Origin of the sequence: Amycolatopsis sp. (genome assembly GCF_035546795.1) — a bacterium.
Taxonomy (GTDB): domain Bacteria; phylum Actinomycetota; class Actinomycetes; order Mycobacteriales; family Pseudonocardiaceae; genus Amycolatopsis_E.
Map to the genome: position 1 here is coordinate 143,371 of NZ_DASZWC010000068.1, position 20,175 is coordinate 163,545.

Below are 20,175 nucleotides of genomic sequence, written 5' to 3' on the forward strand. Positions count from 1 at the left end.
GGTTGCGAGAGTAAATGCCCGACCGTGGAACCGAACCGGAAAACACCCCGCGACCTCGGGAAAAGGCGCGGATTTACTAATGCGAAAGCTTCACTCGACCGTGGCGGGCAATACGAAAGGCTTTCAACGAACTCAGCCGATGATCTTCAGCCCGCGCACCACCTGGTCGCAGGCCGAGGCGACGCGGTCGTGCGCCGGCTGCGTCGCGTACTGGCACGCGACGTTCACCTGGACCTTTCCCTGGGCGAGCACGTACCAGTCGATCGGGCCGTAGTTGCCGGCCTGGCGGTAGTAGATGACCTTCCGGCCGGCGAACATCGCGTCGGCATTGAAACCCGAATAGACCGGGCCCGCGTTCTGCGCCTGGGTGCGCAGCTCGTCGGCCAGCTGCTGCGGATTGGCCGTGGCGTCATAGCCGAGCGGGTACTCCTGAACCGAAATGGCGTCGTTCTTGTCCGTCGCGTCGCCGGGTTTGATCAGCGTTTCCCGGTATTTCGGATCCCCGCCCGTCTGCGTCCAGTCCGCTGGCGCGGTGAACTGATAGCTGTACTGCGCCACGACTTTTCCCGCGGGCGGGTCGTCGCCCTGGTTCAGCACCAGCAGCAGACCGGTCACCACCGCGGCGACGAGCACCACCGCGCCACCGATCAGCCAGGGCAGTTTTTTCTTGCGTGGCTTGGCTTCCTGCGCCGGAACCGCGGGTGGCGCCGCGGCCGGGCGGGCGGGCGGCGCGGCAACCGCCGGCATACCGCGCGGCGGGGAGCCGGGCGGGCGGCCAGGGCCGCCGGGGTGCTGGGGGCGGACCGGACCGTTGAACCCGGTGCCCGGCCGAATCGGCGGACGCGGCGCGAACGACGGCCGCGACGGGTTGCGCACGATCTCCGTGCGCTGCTCCCCGATCGGCCTTGCCGCGGGCGGCCTCGCCGGCTCCGGCCGGACTGCGAGCAAAGCTCCGCGCGCCACAACGGTTTCCGGCTGGTCCAAGGTGGTCGGCACGACACCCGTGCGCTCGTGGACCAGTCTCGAGATCATCGGAATCCGGCTCGAACCACCCACCAGGAAGATCGCCGTGAGCTGTTTCGGGCGCAGCCCGGCCTCGTCGATCGCCGCGCAGGTCAGCTCCACCGCACGGCCCAGCTGGGCGGCGATGAGCTTCTCCAGGTCCTCCCGGGTCACATGCGCGTCGGCGAACGGCGGCGGCATCGGCACATCGGTGTATGCGTGCCGGGACAACGTTTCCTTCGCGCCGCGGACATCCTGGCGCAGCACCCGCCGACGACGCCGGTCCGCCAGCTCGCGGCCCTCGACGAGCTCGCGCCAGGCCTCCGGATCGGCCGAGGACACCAGCTCCCCGACGTGCTCCAGCAACACCTGATCGACATCCGCGCCACCGAAACTGGGGTCGCCGCGAGTGGCCAGCACCTCGAACCCGCCACGGCCCGGTTTGCCCCTTGGCACCGGGATCCGGCTCACCACACTGACGTCGACCGTGCCACCGCCGAGATCGAGCACGGCCAGGGTCTCCCCCGGCCGATTGCTCACCTCGACCGTGCGATCCCGGTTCACCTCCGCCGGGGCGAACGTGGCGGCGTGGAACACCGCCGCCGCCACCGGCTCCGGCACCAGCGTGACCTCACGGGCGAAACCACCGGCGGCCTGGCGCAGCAGCCGCGTGCGCACCGCGCCCCAGTCCGCGGGATGGGTCAGCACGAGCAGCTCGACCTCGGCGCCACCGGCCAGCCGGCGTGCCTCCGAAACCGCGCGCGCCAGTACGGCGTGCACGACGTCGGTCACCCGGAGCACATTGTCGCCGAGCAGCAGTTCGCCCTCGTCGATCCGCCGCTTCGGGTTCGGCTCGTAACGCGACGGATCGACGGCCGCCTGCCGTTCCGCCTCCTGGCCGACGAACAACGTGCCGTCCGCCGCCGCGTAGACGGCGGACGACATCAGCGGCTGCCCGTCGATGACCGCCACCTGCGGCTCACGCCCGTTGATGGACGCCACTACGCAGGTGCTCGACGTGCCGAAGTCGACCGCGACCCGCACCGTCACCGGCGCACCTCTTCTCGCGGCCCGGCCCGCACACCCGTCATCTGGACAGACACGGGGCGCCGGCGGAGCCGGTTCACTCCGGCTGGATCCACGACACCTGCATCAACTGTTTGCCGACCTTGCGGCTCACCAGCGTGCCACGGCCCGGCGGCAGCAGGCTCGGCTTCACGTTGCCCAGCAACATGCCCTCGTCCTTGCTGCCGTTCATCACGATGCCGGGGGCCGCGATCTCCTTGAGCTTGCCGATGATCGGGTCGTAGGCGGCGCGCGACGCGCCGCCGGTGCGCCGGGCCACGACCACGTGCAGGCCGACGTCCTTGGCCTGGGCCAGGAACTCCGACAGCGGTTTGAGCGGGTTGGACGTCTGTGTGGCCACCAGGTCGTAGTCGTCGACCAGGACGAACAGCTCCGGCCCCTTCCACCAGGACCGGTTGCGCAACTGTTCCTGGGTGACGTCGGGGCCGGGCAGCCGCCGCGTCATCGAGCCGGCGATGTCCTTGATCATCCCGTCCAGCTGGTTGGCCGAGACCGCGTAGCCGAGCAGGTGCGCGCCCTCGACGAAGCCGAGCATCGTGCGCCGGTAGTCGACCAGCACGATGACGGCTTCCTTGGGCGTGTACCGCTCGGTGATCCCGCGCGCGATCTGCCGCAGCAGGTTCGTCTTGCCGGACTCGCCGTCGGCGAAGGCCACGAAGTGCGAATCGGAGTCGAAGTCGAGGTACACCGGCGCGAGCTCGTCCTCGTTGATCCCGATCGGCACGAGCTTCGAGTTGCGCTGCTTGTCGAGCGAGAGCACCTCGTCGTAGGTGATCGTCTCCGGCAGCAGCCGCACCTGCGGGGCGATCCGGCCCTGCCACGCGGACTTGATCTTGCCGACGGCGTCGGCCACCCCGGCCGCGATGTTCTCGGTGTCGCTGCTGCCGTCGATCCGCGGCAGCCCGCCGAGCATGTGCAGCCGATCCCTCGTCAGGCCACGACCGGGCCTGCCCTCGGGCACGTTCACCGCGACCCGACGGTCGATGTCGGACTCGCTCGGATCGCCGAGACGGAGCTCGAACCGGGTGCCCAGCATGTCCTTGATCGCCGGGCGGATGTCCGCCCACCGGCTGGCCGAGATGATCACGTGCACGCCGTAGGCCAGACCACGCTGGGCCAGCGCGGTGATCTGCGGCTCCAGCTCCTCGAAGTCGTCCCGGATCGCCCGCCAGCCGTCCACGACCAGGAACGCGTCGCCGAACGGGTCCTGATCGGCGGGGATTTCCCCACGGCGCTTGCGGTTGCGGAAGTCACCCATCGAGTCGATGCCCAGCGCGCCGAACCGGCCTTCCCGCTCGTTGGCGAGTGTGTTCAGCTCGGCCACGATCCGGCGGGCCTTGTCCGGCTCACGCCGGGCCACCGCGACCCCGCCGCAATGCGGCAGCTCGCTGAGCCCGGCGAGCGTGCCACCACCGAGGTCGACGGCGTAGAACTGGAACTCCTCGGGGGTGTTCGACAACGCCATCGACATCATCAGCGTGCGCAGCAGGGTCGACTTGCCCGACTGCGGACCACCGACCACCACCCCGTGCCCGGCGGCACCGGAGAAATCCGCCCACAGCGGGTCACGCCGCTGCTCGAACGGCCGGTCCACGATCCCCAGCGGCACCTGCAGCTTGCCATTGCCGAAGAAACCGACCGGCGACAGACCGCGGTCCTCGGTCGGATTCAGGTTCGGCAGCAGGGTGTCGAGTGAGTTCGGCTCCTCCAACGGCGGCAGCCACACCTCGTGCGCAGGCGGGCCCTGGCCGATCAGCCTGTCGACGATCACCTCGAGCTCACTGGGCTCGGTGGCCTCGTCCGACTCCGGTTTCTTGACCTGCTCCACCGGTTCGGGCTCTGGCTCCGGTTCCGGTGGCAGCTCGACGAAGTCCGGCACGAACAGCTGCGGCCGCTTGTCCGCGCGGACGACGTTCGCGACCGGACCGGCGGTCTTGATGCCGGCGGGCCGGTACGGACCGGAGACATACGACGCCTTGAACCGGACCATCGTCGACGTGTCGTACTTGAGGTAGCCCGAACCCGGGATGGACGGCAGTTCGAACGCGTCCGGCACGCCGATCGCCGCGCGGGATTCCGCCGCGGAGAACGTCTTCAGCCCGATCCGGTAGGACAGGAACGTGTCCAGACCACGGAGCTTGCCCTCCTCCAGCCGCTGCGACGCGAGCAGCATGTGCATCTGCAGCGACCGGCCGACCCGGCCGATCTGGAGGAAGATGTCGATGAAGTCGGGCTTGGCCGTCAGCATCTCGGAGAACTCGTCGATGCAGATGAACAGTGCGGGCAGCGGGTCGAGGTCGGCGCCGTTCTCGCGCGCCTTCTCGTAGTCCCAGACGTTCTTGTAGTTGCCCTTCGCCAGCACCTCCTGGCGGCGCGCCACCTCGCCGGCGATGGCGTCCTTCATCCGGTCGACCAGCGTCAGGTCACCGGCGAGGTTGGTGATCGTGGCCGCGACGTGCGGGGCCTTGTCCAGGCCGAGGAACGTCGCACCACCCTTGAAGTCCACCAGGATCATGTTCAGCGCGGTGGACGAGTGCGTGGCCAGCAGACCGAGCACGAGCGTGCGCAGGAACTCCGACTTACCGGAACCGGTCGCGCCGATGCACAGCCCGTGCGGGCCCATGCCCTCGGCGGCGGCCTCCTTGATGTCCAGCTCGACCTGCTGCCCGAACTCGCCGACGCCGAACGGAACCCGGTAGCGGTCCCGGATCGGCCGCGGGCGCCAGGCCTGCTGCACGTCGAACGTCATCGGGTCGCCCGGGATGCCGAGCAGCTCCAGCAGCGTCGGATTGGACAGCAGCGGCTCGTCGGAGGTGGCCTCCTCGGCGGCGGTGCCCACCCGATACGGGGAAATCTTGCGCGCCAACGCCTCCGCCTCGACGACGGAGAGGGTGTCCGGCTTGCCGAACCACTCGATGCCGCCGGCACTACGGGCACCGACCCGCGTCGGCTCCACGACGAGGCGCAGGCCACGGCGGGCCGCCAGGTTGCCGAGCGAGTCCGACAGGTCGACCAGCGTGACCCCGACCAGGCCCTCCTCGAGAACGATCTGCTCCTCGCGGGTGACCTCGGCGTCGTCGATGACGATCACGACGTGTGGCTGGTCCGGGTTCGGTGTCGCGTTGCGGGAGAACCGCGGCCGCTCACGCAGCTCGGCGTCGAGCCACTGTTCTATCTGTGCCAGCGAACCGGCCATCATGCGCAGCTGGCCGATGCCGTCGGAAAGTTCGGGATGCTGCGCGTGCGGCAGCCACTTGGCCCATTCCCACTCGGCCTTCGCGCGGCCCGCGGTGGCGACGGCGATCAGCACGTCGTCACAGCTGTGGAAGGTGACCAGCTGCGCCAGCATCGCGCGGGTCAGCCCCCTGGTCAGCTCGCGGTCGCCCTGCAGGCTGACCGCGGCGAACCCGCGCAGCGTGATCTGGGTCGGCAGGTCCGGCACGATCGAATGCGCGCGCACGAAGCGGCGCAAGGCCAGCGTGGCGATCGGCTCCAGCTCGTCGACCGGGCCGGTCTGCGGCGGCACGAGCCGGGTGGCGAGCCGGTGCGAGCTGCGGCCGACGCGCAGGTGCAGGAAGTCCTGGTCGTTCTGGCGGCGCTCCCACATCCGGCGGCTCGCGGCCAGCGACCACAGCGCCTGCGGATCCGGGTGCACCCACTCCAGCGCGGCCCGCTGGTCGGCCATCGCCTCCCTGGCCCGCTCGCGCATCTGACCGAGGTACCGCAGGTAGTCCTTGCGGTCCTCGTTCATCTCGGCCTTCTTGGCGCCCCCGCCCTTCCCGCCGCCGGCGAACATGCCGCCCATCGACATCAGCATCATCATCGGGAAGATCAGCGTGGTCGGGCTCTTCGCCGCGGAACCACCGGTGGTGAACATGACCACGACCATGCCGACGGTGGCCACGATCATGACCACGGGCATGAGCTTCTGCACGACGTTGCCCGGGATGGTCCTCGGCACCTCGGGCGGCGGTTCGAGATGCACCTCGCCACCGGGCGGGCGCGGCGCCGCCAGGCGTGGCGTTTTCTTGAACTGCAGCGTGCTCACCGAAGGACCCCTCTTCAACCTCGACGCCCGGACAGCCTGGCCAGGGACGACCCACACGGTAGCGAACCACAACCCCCGCGCGGGGCAAGACCGCCGAAGCGCGAGCGTTCTCGGCGAAACCACCCCATGTCGACCCCAGGTTCGTTGATACTAGGACGGCCCACCGACAATCCGGAGCGATTCGGACCAGGTCGGAGGCACCCGAAGTACGGGCGAGGTACGGCCGGGCGACGCACCGGGCGCGTCCGCGGGTATAAGTAGCCCGCAGCATTCTCATTCTTTAGGGGGCATCCAGTGGCAACGGGCACGACGGTATTCAGCAGGGTCACGGTGGTCGCGCCGCGCACCCGGATCGACGTCGCGCTACCGGCTGACGTTGCGGTCGCGGACCTGCTGCCGATGCTGCTGGAAATGGCGAGAGAAACGTCGCCGGACGGCGGCGCCCGGCACGGCGGCTGGTCGCTGGCCAAGCTCGGTGACTCCCCGCTCGACCCGAGCCGGACGCTGGCCTCGCTCGGCGTGATCGACGGTGAGCTGCTGCAGCTGCGCCGCCGCAACGAGAACCCGCCGCCGCCGCTCTACGACGACGTCGTGGACGCGATCGCGGACGCGGACCCGGACAGCTTCCGGCCGTGGACAAAGGAAACAGCCAACCGGATCGGGCACATCGCCGGCGGGCTGGCGCTGTTCGTCGCCGCCTTCGCGTTGTTCATGAGCGGCCCGCTGTTCGGCGGGAACGGACTGGCCGCCGCGCTAACCGCCGGTGTCGGCGCGATCGCCTGCGTCGCCGTCGGCGCGACGCTCGCCAAGGCGTACCAGGCCGAAGCCACGGGCGTGGTCATCGCGGCCGCGGGCGGGCTTCCGTTCGCCTTCGTCGCCGGGTTCTGCGCCGTGCCCGGCTTGTCGATCCGGCCGAGCCTCCTGCTCGCCAGCGGTCTGGTGGTGATCGTCGCCGCCGTCGCGATCATGATCATGGGATCCGGGATCACCACGTTCATCGCGGCCGCGACGGCCGGGGTCATCGGCGTGCTCGCGTTCACCGTCGCCACCCTCATCGCGCACCCCGCGGCCGGTATCGCTGCGGGCACCGCGGCGGTCTCCCTCGCCGCGATCTCGGTGCTGCCGAGGGCCACGATCTGGCTCGCGAAGCTGCCGCTGCCGCACGTGCCGGGCACCGCCGAGGAGCTCAAGGAAGACGACTCGTACCCGGACTACACCGCGATCGAGCAGCGCACGGCCGTCGCGCACAACTACATGACGGGCCTGCTGATCGGCTGTGGCGGCGCCACCGCGGTCGCGGCGATCATCACGGCCACCGCGCCCGGGGCGTTCGGCATCATCACCGGCGTCGTCGCCACGCTCGTGCTGCTGCTGCGCGCCCGGTCCTACGCCAACGGCGCGCAGGCGGTGGCACTGCTGACCACCGGCATGGTGTCCGCCGCCGGAATCCTGATCGGCTGGCTCTTCTCGCAGGGCACGCTGGGCAGGCTGCTGTGGGTGTTCGGCGCGCTGGTGATCGTCGCGGCCGGGGCGCTCGTGGTCGGCGTGGTGTTCCCGAACCACCGGTTCTCGCCGCCGCTGCGCCGGACCGTGGAGATCATCGAAGCGATCTGCATCGCGACGGTGCTGCCGCTCTCGCTGGCCGTGATGGACCTGTACACGACGCTGCGGCACATCTCGTTCGGCTGAACCGCGGGTGTCCCACAACGACACGAGAGGGGTTACGCGCGTGCGCATGGGGGTGCCCGGCCGGACGGCCGCCGTACTGCTGACCGCGACCTTCGGGATTTTCTCGCCATTCGTCCCGGCCAGGGCCCAGGATTCGTCGACCGACGGGTACTGGGCCACGCCGCCGCCGGTGAGCACCAACCCGCCCGGCGACGGTGGTGGGGCGTCCGGCATCCCGTACCAGAAGACGACGGAATGCGTCACCCGCGACCTCAACAACAACATCGTGCTGCGTGAGAAGCCGTGGGGGCAGCAGTACCTGCAAATCGAGCAGGCGCAACAACTCGCGGTCGCGAAGCGCGGGAGCGCGGGCGCCGGTCAGCGCGTCGCGGTCATCGACACCGGCGTCACCCCGCACCCGTACCTGAAGTTCGGCGTCGAATCGGGCGGGGACTACGTGGATCCCGCCGGGCACGGGCTGGAGGACTGCGACGGGCACGGCACCGAGGTCGCCGGGATCATCGCGGCGAGCACCCCGGACAGCATCGGCTTCAAGGGAGTGGCCCCGGACGCGAAGATCGTGTCCATCCGGCAGTCGAGCCAGAACTACTCGCTCAAGGAACAGACCTCCACGGCCGGTTCCCCGCCCGCCTCGTCTTCGAGCGGTCAGCCCCCCACGAGCGGCGGTGGGGGCGGCACTTCGGGCCAGCAGACCGGCAACGGCACCCGGCAACAGGGGCAGGGCGCGGGTAACACGCACACCCTCGCGCAGGCCGTGGTGCGCGCGGCGAACCTGAACGTCAACGTGATCAACATGTCGGTGGACAACTGCCGCGCCGCCGACGGCTCGATCAACAGCGGTGAGCAGGAACTACAGGCGGCGATCCACTACGCCGTGGCGGTGAAGGACGTCGTGGTGGTCGCCGCGGCGGGCAACACCTCCGACTCCTGCCCGCAGAACAACCAGCCGAACCCGAACAAACCGCGGTCGATCGTCAGCCCGCCGTGGTTCTCCGACGACGTGCTGTCCGTCGCGGCGATCGACGACACCGGCAGTGTCGCGTCGTTCAGCATGAACGGCCCGTGGGTCAGCGTCGCCGCGCCGGGCACGAAGATCACGTCCCTGGACCCGTCGAAGGGCACCGACCAGCTGGCCAACCAGGTCGTCGAAGGCGGGCAGCAGCAGGACATCCAGGGCACCAGCTTCGCGTCGCCGTACGTCGCCGGGGTGGCCGCGCTGGTGCGCGCCGAGTTCCCGAATCTGAACGCATACCAGGTGATGCGGCGGATCGAGGCCACCGCCCAGCACCCGGGCGCGCCCGGCGGGCGGGACTCCTACATCGGCTTCGGGGTGGTCAACCCGGTCGCCGCGCTGACGGCTGTCGTGCCCCAGGAAGAGGGAATCCCTGCGGCGCAGGCGAAGCAGCTGCCATCGGGCCTCCCGCCCGCGGCGAACAAGAACTGGACCCCGACGATCGTCGCGCTGGCCGGCACCGGGGGCGGGCTGCTGGTCCTGCTGATCACCCTGTTCGTGATGCACACGATCCGCCGCAACCGCACGGCCTGAACGGTATGCGCCAGGGGAAGGGCTTGGCAGCTTTCGGCTGCCGAGCCTTGGCCTTACCCTCTCGTCCTTTCACGCTCCAAATCGGCGAGCATCCCCAGCGCCGCCTCCGCGTTGCCCCAACTCGCCGGACCGCCCGCTGCGGGTGGCGCTGGCGATCGCCGAGTCCGCACCGATGTCCTCGGCCACGCAGCGCTCGGCCGTTTCCACCGCCCACTCGGCGAAACGGCCCGGATCAGGGTCGCGAGCCAGCCACCGGAACACCGAGCCGGCCGTGTCGTCCCGTAGGAACGGGATCATTGCGAGCACCACCACTTCGACGTGCTCCACGACGTGCCGCTGCAGCGAGTACAGGTTCTCCCGCCCCCGCCATTCCCGCACCAGCTCGTCCACACCTGCCCACGTCACCTGGCTCGCGCGAGGCATCCTGTCCCCGACCGCCTGAAAGAATTCCGCCCTCACGTGCCACAACAGGCCGGGCGACGGCGGCTCAGGCACGTACGTGCCAAGTCCGGGTCCTCCAGCAGCACGGTCACCACCCGCCGGGCCTCCGCCACCCGCTCGTCGGTGCGCGGCAGGTCCACGATCCGGCCCCAGTCGCATTCGTCCCAAGGCGGCGGCAAGAACCGCAGGGCGCGGGGCGGGACATAGTCACCATCAGCACGCGACTCCTGGATCCCACGCTTCCTCCGCGCTCGGCTCCGTTCGAGGCCCGCTCATACCTGGACCGTAGGCCAAGCGCGCAACCGAAAAAGGCCCGGCAGCCGAGCTGCCGGGCCTTCTCCGTCCGAAGTGGACTCAGTTGCCCGAGGAACCCGTGGCCCCGGAAGCCGCCTTGCTCGGCTGCACCGAGGGATAGGTCCCGGCGCCCGGGTCGACCGGGATGTCGTCGTAGCTGGTCTGCGCGGCGGTCACGTTCAGGGAGGTGCCGGTCGGCAGCAGCGAAATGATCGCCTCGGGCGCGGGCCGTGGCGCCGGGTCGTCCAGACCAAGGCCCTTGAGCGTGTTCGCGTCCGGAATCCCGTAGCGCAGCCCGTTGTCGGTGACCAGGCTCATCGGCCCCTTGCCGAAGGTGTCCGCCGACGTGGCCGACTGCACCACCGCACCGCGGCCCGGCGGCAGGTAGAAGTTGTCGATCTTCAGCCCGTCCGGCCCCGGCTTGCCGATCTTGATCATCGACGCGCCCGCGGGCACCGGCGAAGCCTGGCCGACGTACACCGTCGTCTCCGGCCGGTTGTCCTTCACCGTCCAACCGAGACAGGCCGAGGTGAACGACGTCGGGTCGAGGATGGTGGGCACCTCCGCCGGCATGGAGCTCACCGGCAGCGCGTCGGCGTCGGTCGGCTGGATCACCCGGATGTTGTTGATCTCGTCCGGGCTGACCTGCGGAATGTCCTTGCTACCGGACTGTGCCGCGCGGATCAGGTCGCCGACCGCGGCCGACACCTTCTGGATCCCGTTGGGCAGCAACACATACACGTCCCGCGCGCCGCTGACGCTGTTGACTGCGAACACGTTGCCGTTCTTGAGCCCCTCCGAGCGCAGCTGCGCGAAACCGGTGGCCGCCCCGATGTTCGGGATCGTCGGCGGGGTCAGCGGGCTCACCTGCGGGATCGAGTTGAGCAGTCCGGTGGAGATGTGCCGCTGCGGCGCCCCGTTGAGGCCGAAGGTCGAGACCACCGCCTGCTGGTTCGGATCGACCTCCGCGCGCACAGTGTCCGGGGTGGTGTTGTTCGGGTCGGTGCTGGCCGCGGTTTTGTAGATCAGGTAGTACTTCCCGTTGTCCGCGATCGTCAGGACGGCCTGGTTGTCCGCCAGGGCGGTGCCGAGGCTGGACACTCCGGCGAACACCGAGGTCTCCAGGGTCGCCTGCTGCAGCTGGATCGACGACGGCAGGTTCTTGTTGACGTTGAGCTGGTCACAGACCGCCCAGTCGTCCGAGATCCGCTGACTCGACGTGGGCAGCAGCTGCGGGCCGTCCACGATGCCGGTGCGCCGGTTGTGCGGGATGTCCTTCAGCGCGTCGTCCGGCACCACCTCGGGGGTGGTGGCCTGCACGGCGCCGCCCTGCGCCTGCGACATCAGCAGCAGCCGGGCCGAGGCGAGGTTGAACGTGGGGGTGAGCGACTTCGGGTTGCCCGAGACGACGTAGATGGTGCCGGACTCCTTGCCGATCACGATGCCCGACGACGGAACCGACGGCGACGGGCTGATCAGGCCGAAGATGACGAAACCCACAATGCCCAGCAGGCCGATGATGAACCCGACGAGCGTCGCTCGGCCATGCGTGCGCATCGGGTCGTGCAACATCACCGAATCGCGCCGGACCAGCGCGGACTGCATCCGGCGCAGCACGAACCGATAGGCCTGGACCTGAGACTTTGTTGTCGGTGTTGACGGCATTCTCGACCTACAGCTCCCCGAGTCGCGGTACGGTTCCGCAGGATAACCGTACGAGAACCGTACTGGTGCGGGTTTCGCCGAACTCGCCCCAGTACCGGGTACTCGGAACCGGCTTTCGGCAAAGCAGCAAAACGAGGGGAAGAAAGCGCGGATGTCCGTCACCACGCCTCCACGACCGGGCGGGCCACCCGGCTCGCCGCCGCCAAGGCGCCCGGCGGGTCCGCCACCACGCCAGGGCGGGCCCGGCGGTCCGCCGCCTCGCCGGCCTGGTGGACCGGGCGGGCCTGGGGGCCCCGGCGGGCCCGGTGGCGGTGGTCCGGGCGGCGGTGGTCCGGGAGGTCCTGGGGGACCCCCACCCGGCCCGCCCGCGCAGCCGCCCGGCGCCACCCCGGCGCCGATCGCGCCGCCCGCCCGCCGGCGCACCCTGGGCGCGAGCCTCGGCCCGCTGCCGGTGGTCAACCTCGTGGTGCTGGAGATCGGCCTCGCGATCGGGCTGATCCTGCTCGCCATCAACAAGTCGCTGCTCTACGTCGGCATCGGCGTGCTGGGCGTGGCGTTCCTCATCGCGATCATCCGCTGGCGTGGCAAGTGGTTCACCCAATGGGTGGGGCTGACCCTGCGGTACTCGTTCCGCACCCACGACCACATCGCCACCCCGCCGCGGCCCACCGGCGAACCCGCCAAGGACGAGTCGGTCACCGGCCCGGACGACGCGCGGGTGTCGCTGCTGCGCCTCGTGGTGCCGGATCTCGTTGTGGCGCATGGCATCGACCATGAACGGCAGCAGGTCGGCCTGGCCTGGCACGACGGCACGTGGACGGCCGTGCTGCTGGTCGAGCCCACCCCGGCGCTGATCACCCAGGCCGGCGGGGCGCCGAGCCTGCCGCTGTCCGCGCTGGCGCCCTGCCTCGAAGACCGCGGCGTGGTCCTCGACTCCATCCAGGTCATCTGGCACTGCTACCCGGGTTCGGCCGCGCTCCCGTCGGAGTCGCCCGCGCTCAGCTCGTACATGGAGGTGCTCGGCCCGCTGCCCGCGGCGGCGCGGCGCACCACCTGGGTGGCGATCCGGCTCGACCCGCGGCGCTGCCCGGCGGCGGTGCGGGAACGCGGCGGAGGTGTCGTCGGTGCCCACCGCGCGCTGATCGGCGCGCTCTCCCGGGTGCGAAACGCCTTGGAGTCCAAGGGAATCCCCACCCGCCCGCTGGACCCGGACGAGCTGCTGCGAGCCGGCATCTCGGCGGCCGAGCTGACCGCGGTGTCCGGCTCGGACGCGCGGGTGAATCTGCGGGAGCGCTGGACGAGCGTGACGGCCGCCGGGATCGGGCACGCCAGCTACGCGATCACCAGCTGGCCCAAGGGCAAGATCACCAACAGTCTCAACGCGCTCACCAGTGTGCGGGCCCTGTCCGCCACGGTCGCGTTGTCCATCTCCCCCGCCGACGACGAGGGCCACGTCGGCCTGCGCGGCGTGGTGCGGATGAGCGCGCGCAACCCGCGTGAACTGGACCAGGCGGACGACAGGCTGTCGAGCCTCGCCGACCGGGTTGGCGTCTCGCTGACCCCGCTGCGCGGGCTGCAGGTCGACGGACTCGCGGCCACGCTGCCGATGGGAGGGACGGCATGAGCGAGCTTGCGAGCGAATCATCCAGCACCATGCCAGCCGACGTGACGACACAGCCGCGGCTTGCCGCGTCCGGAGAGGGGGGCGCATGAGCCTGCGGCTACGGGATCCGGGCCGGAACAACGGGGTGGCGCCGGAGTTCACTGTGGACCCGGTCTTGCTGGACGCGATCAGCCCCTCCGGGGACCGCGGCGGGATCATCGTCGGCTCGGGGCTCAAGGGCGAACCGCTGACCATTTCGGCCCTGCGCTCCACCCCCACCAGGATCGTCCTCGTCGGCGGCCTCTACCTGGCGCGCCAGGTGGCGCTACGGGCGATGGCCGTCGGCGCGTGGGTGGTGATCGCCACCGGACGGCCGGCGGCGTGGCAGATGCTGCCGAACGCGGCGGGCAGCCAGCCGGGCGGCCGTCCGTCGCCGCTGGTGCAGATCCGCCGGCTCTCCCCGGTGGAGCTGCCGCGGCCGTCGGAGGACGCGCCGCTGCTGGTGGTCACCGACGGCGGGCCGACCCCGCAGGATCTGTTCCCCCCGCGTTCTCCTTGGCAGACAACGGTTTACGTGCTGCCGTACCTGCACCCGCAGGCGACCACCATCGCGAACGCGGCCGACATCGTGCTGATGCAACGGCTTCCGGTCGGCCAGTCCGAGCTGGCTTCGCGGATCTGGCGGCTGCCGCCGCAGATGATGCGTCAGCTCACCACGCTCAAGGACGACCAGGTGGTGGCACTGGGCGCGAACCTGTGGCGGCCGATGCGCCTGGTCACCACGGCGAAGGAACAGCAGCTGCTCGGCCCGGTCCGTCGGGGCGACTGAGCACGCCGCCGGGTGGGTGCGCGCCCGCCCGGCGGAAATGCTTGTGCGCTAACGGGTTTCCGACTCCTGCCGGACGTTGCGGGTCTGCTCGGCGCGGGCCGCCAGCTCATCGTCCGGCGGGTAGTCCACGCCGATGAGCGTCAGCCCGTGCGCCGGCGCCACCGCGCTGTCCCGCACGTGGCTGCGAAGCACCTCCGCGGGCCAGCCCACCGCGCGCCGCCCGTCCCCCACCATCAGCAGGGCGCCGACGAGGCTGCGCACCATCGAATGGCAGAACGCGTCGGCCGAAACCCTGGCCTCCACGAGATGTTCATCCACGCGATGCCACGTGAACCGCTGCAGTTCGCGGATCGTGGTGCTGCCTTCGCGCTGTTTGCAGAAGGCCGCGAAATCCTTGAGCCCCAACAACTCCGCGGCCGCCTCGTTCATCGCCTCCACCGACAGCGGCCGCGTCCAGGGCAGCGTGTCGTGGCGGCGGAGCGGGTCCACACCCCACGGCGCGTCGCCGACGCGGTAGCGGTAATGCCTGCGCACGGCGGAAAACCGGGCGTCGAACCCCGGCGGCGCCACCCGCGCGCCGAGCACCCGGACGTCGCCGGGCAGGTACCTGTTCCACCGGTGCGTCATCCGCTGCAGATCAGGAATGCCGCGCTCGTCCACTGTCAACCGGCCGGCGGCGCCTGCCGCCAGCGGCACCACGTCCACGTGCACGACCTGGCCGGTCGCATGCACCCCGGCGTCCGTCCGGCCCGCCACAACGACCGAGCGGGGCACTGAGGCCCCCGGAGGCTGCTTCGCGAGCGCGTCCTCCAACAGGCCCTGAACCGTGCGACGACCCGGTTGCCTTGCCCAGCCGGAGAACTCCGTGCCGTCGTAGCTCACGTCCAGGCGCAGACGAACGAGCCCGCCCTCCCTGTCGGGAGAAGCGGGCTCGTCGCACGGGCTGGAGAACTCCGTCAGGACTCGTCCTTCTTGGACTCGTCCGCGCCTGCCTCGTCAGCGGTCTCCGCCGACTCGGTGGCCTCGGTGGTCTCCTCGGTGGAGGCCTCCTCGGTCACGGTCTCCTCGGTGGTCTCCTCGGCGGGAGCCTCCTCGGTCTTGGCCTCGGCCTTCGCGGCGGTGTTCTTGCGCGCACGGTCGACGCTGGCCGCCACCGACTGCTCCTGCACCAGTTCGATGACCGCCATCGCGGCGTTGTCGCCCTTGCGCGGGACCGTCTTGGTGATCCGGACGTAGCCGCCCGGACGGTTCTCGAAGTGCGGCCCGATCTCCGCGATCAGCTTGTGCACCACGTCCTTGTCACGGATGACGCGCTGGATCTGACGGCGGTTGTGCAGGTCGCCCCGCTTCGCCTTGGTGATCAGCTTCTCGGCGAGCGGGCGCACGCGGCGGGCCTTGGCCTCGGTGGTCGTGATCTTGCCGTGCTCGAACAGCGACGTGGCCAGGTTGGCCAGGATCAGCCGCTGGTGGGCCGACGATCCGCCGAGACGGGGGCCCTTCGTGGGGGTGGGCATTACTTCTCCTCGTTCAGCTTTGCGGCTGGAGGCCGTGGCCGCCCACCGCGTGCGTCCGCGGCGGGCGAGCAGTCAGCGGCCTACAGCTGCTCCGTCTCTGCGTAGTCCTGGCCATCGTCGTGGCCAGCGTCGGAAATACCTTCGACGCCCTCGGACCAGCCTTCGCCGTCGTAGCTGGCGGCGGCGGCCGTCGGGTCGAATCCGGGCGGGCTGTCCTTGAGCGCAAGGCCGAGACCGACCAGCTTCAGCTTGACCTCGTCGATCGACTTGGCACCGAAGTTGCGGATGTCGAGCAGGTCCGCCTCGCTGCGCGAGACGAGCTCGCCCACCGTGTGGATGCCTTCGCGCTTGAGGCAGTTGTACGACCGGACGGTGAGGTCCAGGTCCTCGATCGGCATCGCGTAGGCGGCGATGGTGTCCGCCTCCTGCGGCGACGGGCCGATCTCGATGCCCTCGGCGTCGACGTTCAGCTCGCGGGCGAGACCGAACAGCTCCACCAGCGTCTTACCGGCCGACGCGACCGCGTCCCGCGGCGTGATCGACGGCTTGGTCTCCACGTCCAGGATCAGCTTGTCGAAGTCGGTGCGCTGCTCGACACGGGTCGCCTCGACCTTGTAGGTGACCTTGAGCACCGGCGAGTAGATCGAGTCGACCGGGATCCGGCCGATCTCGGCACCGGCCTGCTTGTTCTGCAGGGCAGGCACGTACCCGCGGCCGCGCTCGACGACCAGCTCGATCTCCAGCTTGCCCTTGCCGTTCAGCGAGGCGATGTGCAGATCCGGGTTGTGCACGGTGACCCCGGCCGGCGGCACGATGTCCGCCGCGGTGACCTCACCAGGACCCTGCTTGCGCAGGTACATGGTGACCGGCTCGTCCTCCTCGGAGGACACGACCAGCTCCTTGAGGTTCAGGATGATGTCGGTGACATCCTCCTTCACCCCAGGGACCGTGGTGAACTCGTGCAGCACCCCGTCGATGCGGATGCTGGTCACCGCCGCGCCCGGGATGGACGACAGCAGCGTGCGCCGCAGCGAGTTGCCGAGGGTGTAACCGAAGCCGGGCTCCAGCGGTTCGATGGTGAACCGGGACCGGGTCTCGTTGATCGGCTCCTCGCCGAGGGCCGGTCGCTGTGAAATCAGCACTTTCTTGTTTCCTTTCCTGCCGGCGCCCGCCATATGACGCCGAAAGGGATGGCGAAGCGGAGGCGTGCGGGTGCACGCCTCCGCGGTCGATCACTTCGAGTAGAACTCGACGATCAGCTGTTCCTGTACCGGGACCTCGATCTGCGCGCGCTCGGGGAGCTGGTGCACGAGGACACGGAGGTTGGACGGCACGACCTGGAGCCACGCCGGGATCGGCCGGTCGCCGAAGGATTCCTTCGCGGCGACGAACGGCAGGGTCCCGAGCGACTTCGGCTTGACGTCGATGATGTCCCACTTCTCGACCTGGTAGCTGGGGATGTTCACCTTCACGCCGTTGACCAGGAAGTGGCCGTGGCTGACCAGCTGCCGGGCCTGCCGGCGGGTGCGGGCGATGCCCGCGCGGTAGATCACGTTGTCCAGCCGGGACTCCAGGATCTGCAGCAGGTTCTCACCCGTCTTGCCCTGACGCCGTGCGGCTTCCTTGTAGTAGCGGCTGAACTGCCGCTCCAGGATGCCGTAGGTGTGGCGGGCCTTCTGCTTCTCCTGCAGCTGCAGCAGGTACTCGGACTCCTTGACCCGGCCGCGGCCGTGCTGGCCTGGCGGGTAGGGGCGACGCTCGAAAGCCTGGTCGCCGCCGATGAGGTCAACCTTGAGACGCCGCGAGATACGAGTCGCGGGGCCGGTGTAGCGAGCCATTTTCTGTTACTCCTCCCCGTTCCTCAGACCCGGCGCCGCTTGGGCGGGCGGCAACCGTTGTGCGGCTGCGGGGTCACGTCCTGGATCGTGCCGACCTCGAGGCCGGCTGCCTGCAGCGAGCGGATCGCCGTCTCGCGGCCCGAACCCGGACCCTTCACGAAGACGTCGACCTTCTTCATCCCGTGCTCGGCGGCCTTGCGCGCGGCGTTCTCGGCGGCCATCTGAGCGGCGAACGGGGTGGACTTACGCGAGCCCTTGAAGCCCACGTGGCCCGACGAGGCCCAGGAGATCACCGCACCGGTGGGGTCGGTGATCGACACGATCGTGTTGTTGAACGTGCTCTTGATGTGAGCGTGGCCGTGGGCCACGTTCTTCTTTTCCTTCCTCCGGACCTTCTTGGCCCCGGAGGTACGAGACTTGGGTGGCATGTGGGGGTGATTCTCCTCGTTAGCGCGAGTTGTCGGTCTGCTCGGCGGCGGCGGCGATGCGCGCTTCCTGCTGACCGCGCCGGATCACGGAACCGGCGTCGGTGTACAGCTGACGCAGGGCCATCGGGCGGGCGTAGAGAGCCTTGGGCGATACGCACGAGGTGCGGGCAAGGCGCTGACCGCCCAGCCGCACTGCCTTCCTGCCCTGGACGCTCACTTCTTGCCAGCCTTCTTCTTGCCGGCGACCGTCTTCTTCGGCCCCTTGCGGGTACGGGCGTTGGTCTTCGTGCGCTGGCCGCGGACCGGCAGCCCACGACGCCAGCGGATGCCCTCGTAGCAGCCGATTTCGATCTTGCGCCGGATGTCGGCGTTCACCTCGCGGCGAAGGTCACCCTCGACCTTGAAGTTCGATTCGATGTAGTCCCGCAGCTTGACGAGGTCGTCGTCGCTGAGGTCCCGCACCCGGGTGTCCGGGTTCAGGTCCGTCGCCTTGACGAGCTCCTTGGAGCGGGTACGGCCTACTCCGTAGATGTAGGTCAGCGCGATCTCCAGCCGCTTTTCGCGGGGGAGGTCGACGCCGGCGAGTCGTGCCATTGGCGCTGATGCTCCTTCTTGGTTTCGTCTCTCCAGGTGTGCTCCCCGCCCGTTCCCGGGACCGACTCGCTGTCTTGCCGATCGCTTTCACGACCGGTGTCCCGGCCCCGGCCTGGAGCCCGGGGGTGTTCCGGACCGCTGGGCGGCCCGGCAGGTGCGGGGAGGCTTTCTTCGCTGTCAATCCGCTCTGCGCGGAGTGCTCGCGATCAGCCCTGACGCTGCTTGTGACGCAGGTTCTCGCAGATCACCATGATCCGGCCGTGGCGGCGGATCACCTTGCACTTGTCGCAGATCTTCTTGACGCTCGGCTGAACCTTCACGTCTCCTGCTTCCTTATGCTGCGCTCACCGTTATCACTTGTAGCGGTAGACGATGCGACCGCGGGACAAGTCGTAGGGCGAAAGCTCCACGACGACCCGGTCCTCCGGAAGGATGCGGATGTAGTGCTGCCGCATCTTGCCGCTGATGTGCGCCAGGACCTTGTGGCCGTTCTCCAACTCGACTCGAAACATCGCGTTGGGGAGTGGCTCGACCACGCGACCCTCGACCTCGATGGCCCCGTCTTTCTTAGCCATGTCCTCCGCGTTTCGTGATATTGGTTGAGCACCGAAAAATGCCTGCCTTGGTGGTGCCGACGCATACGCCACCCCGACTCCAATCCCGTGAGAATTCACGAGCGCGCTGGAACCGACGTGATGAGTACGCCGACTAGACAGTGTACGCACTCCGTGTCGCACCCTGCGAGGCGGGGGCCAGTGTGTTAAGCGGCCCGCCACCGGGCCGTCATTCAGGCGCCTTCGGCGAGCGTGAGCACACGGGGGCCGTCGGCGGTGATGGCGACGGTGTGCTCCCAGTGGGCGGCGCGGGAACCGTCGCCGGTGATGACCGTCCAGCCGTCTTCGAGCTCGACGGTCTCGTTCGATCCGCCGGTGAGCATCGGCTCGATGGCCAGCGCCATGCCGACCTCCAGCCGGGGGCCCTTGCCAGGCTTGCCGACGTTGGGCAGGAACGGGTCCATGTGCATCTCGCGGCCGATGCCGTGCCCGCCGTACTCGACGATCTGGCCGTAGGCGATCCCGTCGGCGGCCGACGAGCGATCTGCCGAGGACTGCACGGCGTGCGAGATGTCGGTGAGCCTGGCGCCGGGCACCGCGGCCTCGACGCCGGCCCACATGGCCGCCTTCGTGGCCTCGGACAGCGCCTTGTCGGCGGCGGAGACCTCACCGACGGCCAGCGTGACGGCGGAGTCGCCGTGCCAGCCGTCGAGGATCGCGCCGCAGTCGATGGAAATCAGGTCGCCCTCGGCGAGCACCGTGGTCTTCGCCGGGATGCCATGCACGATCTGGTCGTTCACCGAGGCGCAGATCGAGGCCGGGAAGCCGTGGTAACCCTTGAACGAGGGCACCGCGCCGGCTTCCCGGATCGACTGCTCGGCAAGCTCGTCGAGGCTGGCCGTACTGACGCCGGGCTTGGCCGCCACGCTGAGCAGCGCCAGTGTCCTGGCGACGACCAGCCCGGCCGCGCGCATGGCGTCCAGTTCAGCCGGGGTCTTGATCTCGATCGGAGTCCGACGTCGCAACAGCCGCAAAATACGAAAC

At 69.6% G+C, this 20,175-nt stretch carries 20 protein-coding genes; 4 read left to right on the forward strand and 16 right to left on the reverse strand.

What is annotated here, in order from left to right:
- Positions 1-132: 132 nt before the first annotated feature.
- Positions 133-2,052 carry a type VII secretion-associated protein gene (locus VHD82_RS33925; RefSeq protein WP_325713176.1) on the reverse strand — a complete coding sequence of 640 codons (1,920 nt, stop codon included), beginning with the start codon at positions 2,050-2,052 and terminating at the stop codon, positions 133-135.
- Between the two features lie 73 nt (positions 2,053-2,125).
- On the reverse strand, positions 2,126-6,136 hold the full coding sequence (eccCa, locus tag VHD82_RS33930; protein WP_325713178.1) for a type VII secretion protein EccCa: 4,011 nt from the start codon (positions 6,134-6,136) through the stop codon (positions 2,126-2,128).
- A gap of 294 nt (positions 6,137-6,430) precedes the next feature.
- Between eccCa and eccD the strand changes: the two genes are divergently transcribed.
- On the forward strand, positions 6,431-7,825 hold the full coding sequence (eccD, locus tag VHD82_RS33935; RefSeq protein WP_325713179.1) for a type VII secretion integral membrane protein EccD: 1,395 nt from the start codon (positions 6,431-6,433) through the stop codon (positions 7,823-7,825).
- Between the two features lie 46 nt (positions 7,826-7,871).
- Positions 7,872-9,371, forward strand: a complete 1,500-nt coding sequence (mycP, locus tag VHD82_RS33940) for a type VII secretion-associated serine protease mycosin (RefSeq protein ID WP_325713474.1) — start codon at positions 7,872-7,874, stop codon at positions 9,369-9,371.
- Between the two features lie 69 nt (positions 9,372-9,440).
- Here mycP and VHD82_RS33945 read toward each other — a convergent pair whose 3' ends face one another.
- The 4 genes from VHD82_RS33945 to VHD82_RS33960 form a co-directional block, all read right to left on the reverse strand.
- Entirely contained in the window at positions 9,441-9,794 is a 354-nt protein-coding gene (locus tag VHD82_RS33945) for a hypothetical protein (protein WP_325713183.1), read from the reverse strand.
- 32 nt (positions 9,795-9,826) lie between these two features.
- Positions 9,827-9,991, reverse strand: a complete 165-nt coding sequence (locus VHD82_RS33950) for a hypothetical protein (protein WP_325713185.1) — start codon at positions 9,989-9,991, stop codon at positions 9,827-9,829.
- A 175-nt stretch (positions 9,992-10,166) separates the two neighbouring features.
- Positions 10,167-11,771: a type VII secretion protein EccB gene (gene eccB / locus VHD82_RS33955; RefSeq protein WP_325713187.1), complete on the reverse strand. Its 1,605-nt coding sequence runs from the start codon at positions 11,769-11,771 to the stop codon at positions 10,167-10,169.
- Positions 11,772-11,929: 158 nt separating this feature from the next.
- Positions 11,930-12,127 carry a hypothetical protein gene (locus VHD82_RS33960; protein WP_325713189.1) on the reverse strand — a complete coding sequence of 66 codons (198 nt, stop codon included), beginning with the start codon at positions 12,125-12,127 and terminating at the stop codon, positions 11,930-11,932.
- Positions 12,128-12,222: 95 nt separating this feature from the next.
- Between VHD82_RS33960 and eccE the strand changes: the two genes are divergently transcribed.
- Both eccE and VHD82_RS33970 read left to right on the forward strand, forming a co-directional pair.
- Positions 12,223-13,395: a type VII secretion protein EccE gene (gene eccE / locus VHD82_RS33965; protein ID WP_325713191.1), complete on the forward strand. Its 1,173-nt coding sequence runs from the start codon at positions 12,223-12,225 to the stop codon at positions 13,393-13,395.
- Between the two features lie 85 nt (positions 13,396-13,480).
- Complete coding sequence (locus VHD82_RS33970; RefSeq protein ID WP_325713193.1) at positions 13,481-14,203, forward strand: hypothetical protein; 723 nt, start codon at positions 13,481-13,483, stop codon at positions 14,201-14,203.
- A gap of 48 nt (positions 14,204-14,251) precedes the next feature.
- On the opposite strand, the gene truA is transcribed toward VHD82_RS33970, so the two are convergent.
- The 10 genes from truA to map all read right to left on the reverse strand — a co-directional run bounded on the left by truA (position 14,252) and on the right by map (position 20,159).
- Positions 14,252-15,091: a tRNA pseudouridine(38-40) synthase TruA gene (gene truA / locus VHD82_RS33975; protein ID WP_325713476.1), complete on the reverse strand. Its 840-nt coding sequence runs from the start codon at positions 15,089-15,091 to the stop codon at positions 14,252-14,254.
- A gap of 68 nt (positions 15,092-15,159) precedes the next feature.
- Entirely contained in the window at positions 15,160-15,717 is a 558-nt protein-coding gene (rplQ, locus tag VHD82_RS33980; RefSeq protein WP_325713195.1) for a 50S ribosomal protein L17, read from the reverse strand.
- A gap of 80 nt (positions 15,718-15,797) precedes the next feature.
- On the reverse strand, positions 15,798-16,859 hold the full coding sequence (locus tag VHD82_RS33985) for a DNA-directed RNA polymerase subunit alpha (RefSeq protein WP_325713197.1): 1,062 nt from the start codon (positions 16,857-16,859) through the stop codon (positions 15,798-15,800).
- 90 nt (positions 16,860-16,949) lie between these two features.
- Positions 16,950-17,555, reverse strand: a complete 606-nt coding sequence (gene rpsD / locus VHD82_RS33990; RefSeq protein ID WP_325713199.1) for a 30S ribosomal protein S4 — start codon at positions 17,553-17,555, stop codon at positions 16,950-16,952.
- 23 nt (positions 17,556-17,578) lie between these two features.
- Positions 17,579-17,983 carry a 30S ribosomal protein S11 gene (gene rpsK, locus VHD82_RS33995; RefSeq protein ID WP_144747664.1) on the reverse strand — a complete coding sequence of 135 codons (405 nt, stop codon included), beginning with the start codon at positions 17,981-17,983 and terminating at the stop codon, positions 17,579-17,581.
- Positions 17,984-18,002: 19 nt separating this feature from the next.
- Entirely contained in the window at positions 18,003-18,200 is a 198-nt protein-coding gene (locus VHD82_RS34000) for a hypothetical protein (RefSeq protein ID WP_325713201.1), read from the reverse strand.
- Entirely contained in the window at positions 18,197-18,577 is a 381-nt protein-coding gene (gene rpsM, locus VHD82_RS34005) for a 30S ribosomal protein S13 (RefSeq protein WP_325713203.1), read from the reverse strand. Before rpsM ends, VHD82_RS34000 begins: the two co-directional genes overlap by 4 nt.
- 206 nt (positions 18,578-18,783) lie before the next feature.
- Entirely contained in the window at positions 18,784-18,897 is a 114-nt protein-coding gene (gene rpmJ, locus VHD82_RS34010) for a 50S ribosomal protein L36 (RefSeq protein ID WP_004558882.1), read from the reverse strand.
- A gap of 33 nt (positions 18,898-18,930) precedes the next feature.
- Positions 18,931-19,152 (reverse strand): translation initiation factor IF-1, encoded by a 222-nt coding sequence (gene infA / locus VHD82_RS34015; RefSeq protein ID WP_004558881.1) that lies wholly within the window; start codon positions 19,150-19,152, stop codon positions 18,931-18,933.
- Positions 19,153-19,364: 212 nt separating this feature from the next.
- On the reverse strand, positions 19,365-20,159 hold the full coding sequence (map, locus tag VHD82_RS34020) for a type I methionyl aminopeptidase (protein WP_325713478.1): 795 nt from the start codon (positions 20,157-20,159) through the stop codon (positions 19,365-19,367).
- Between the last annotated feature and the right edge of the window lie 16 nt (positions 20,160-20,175).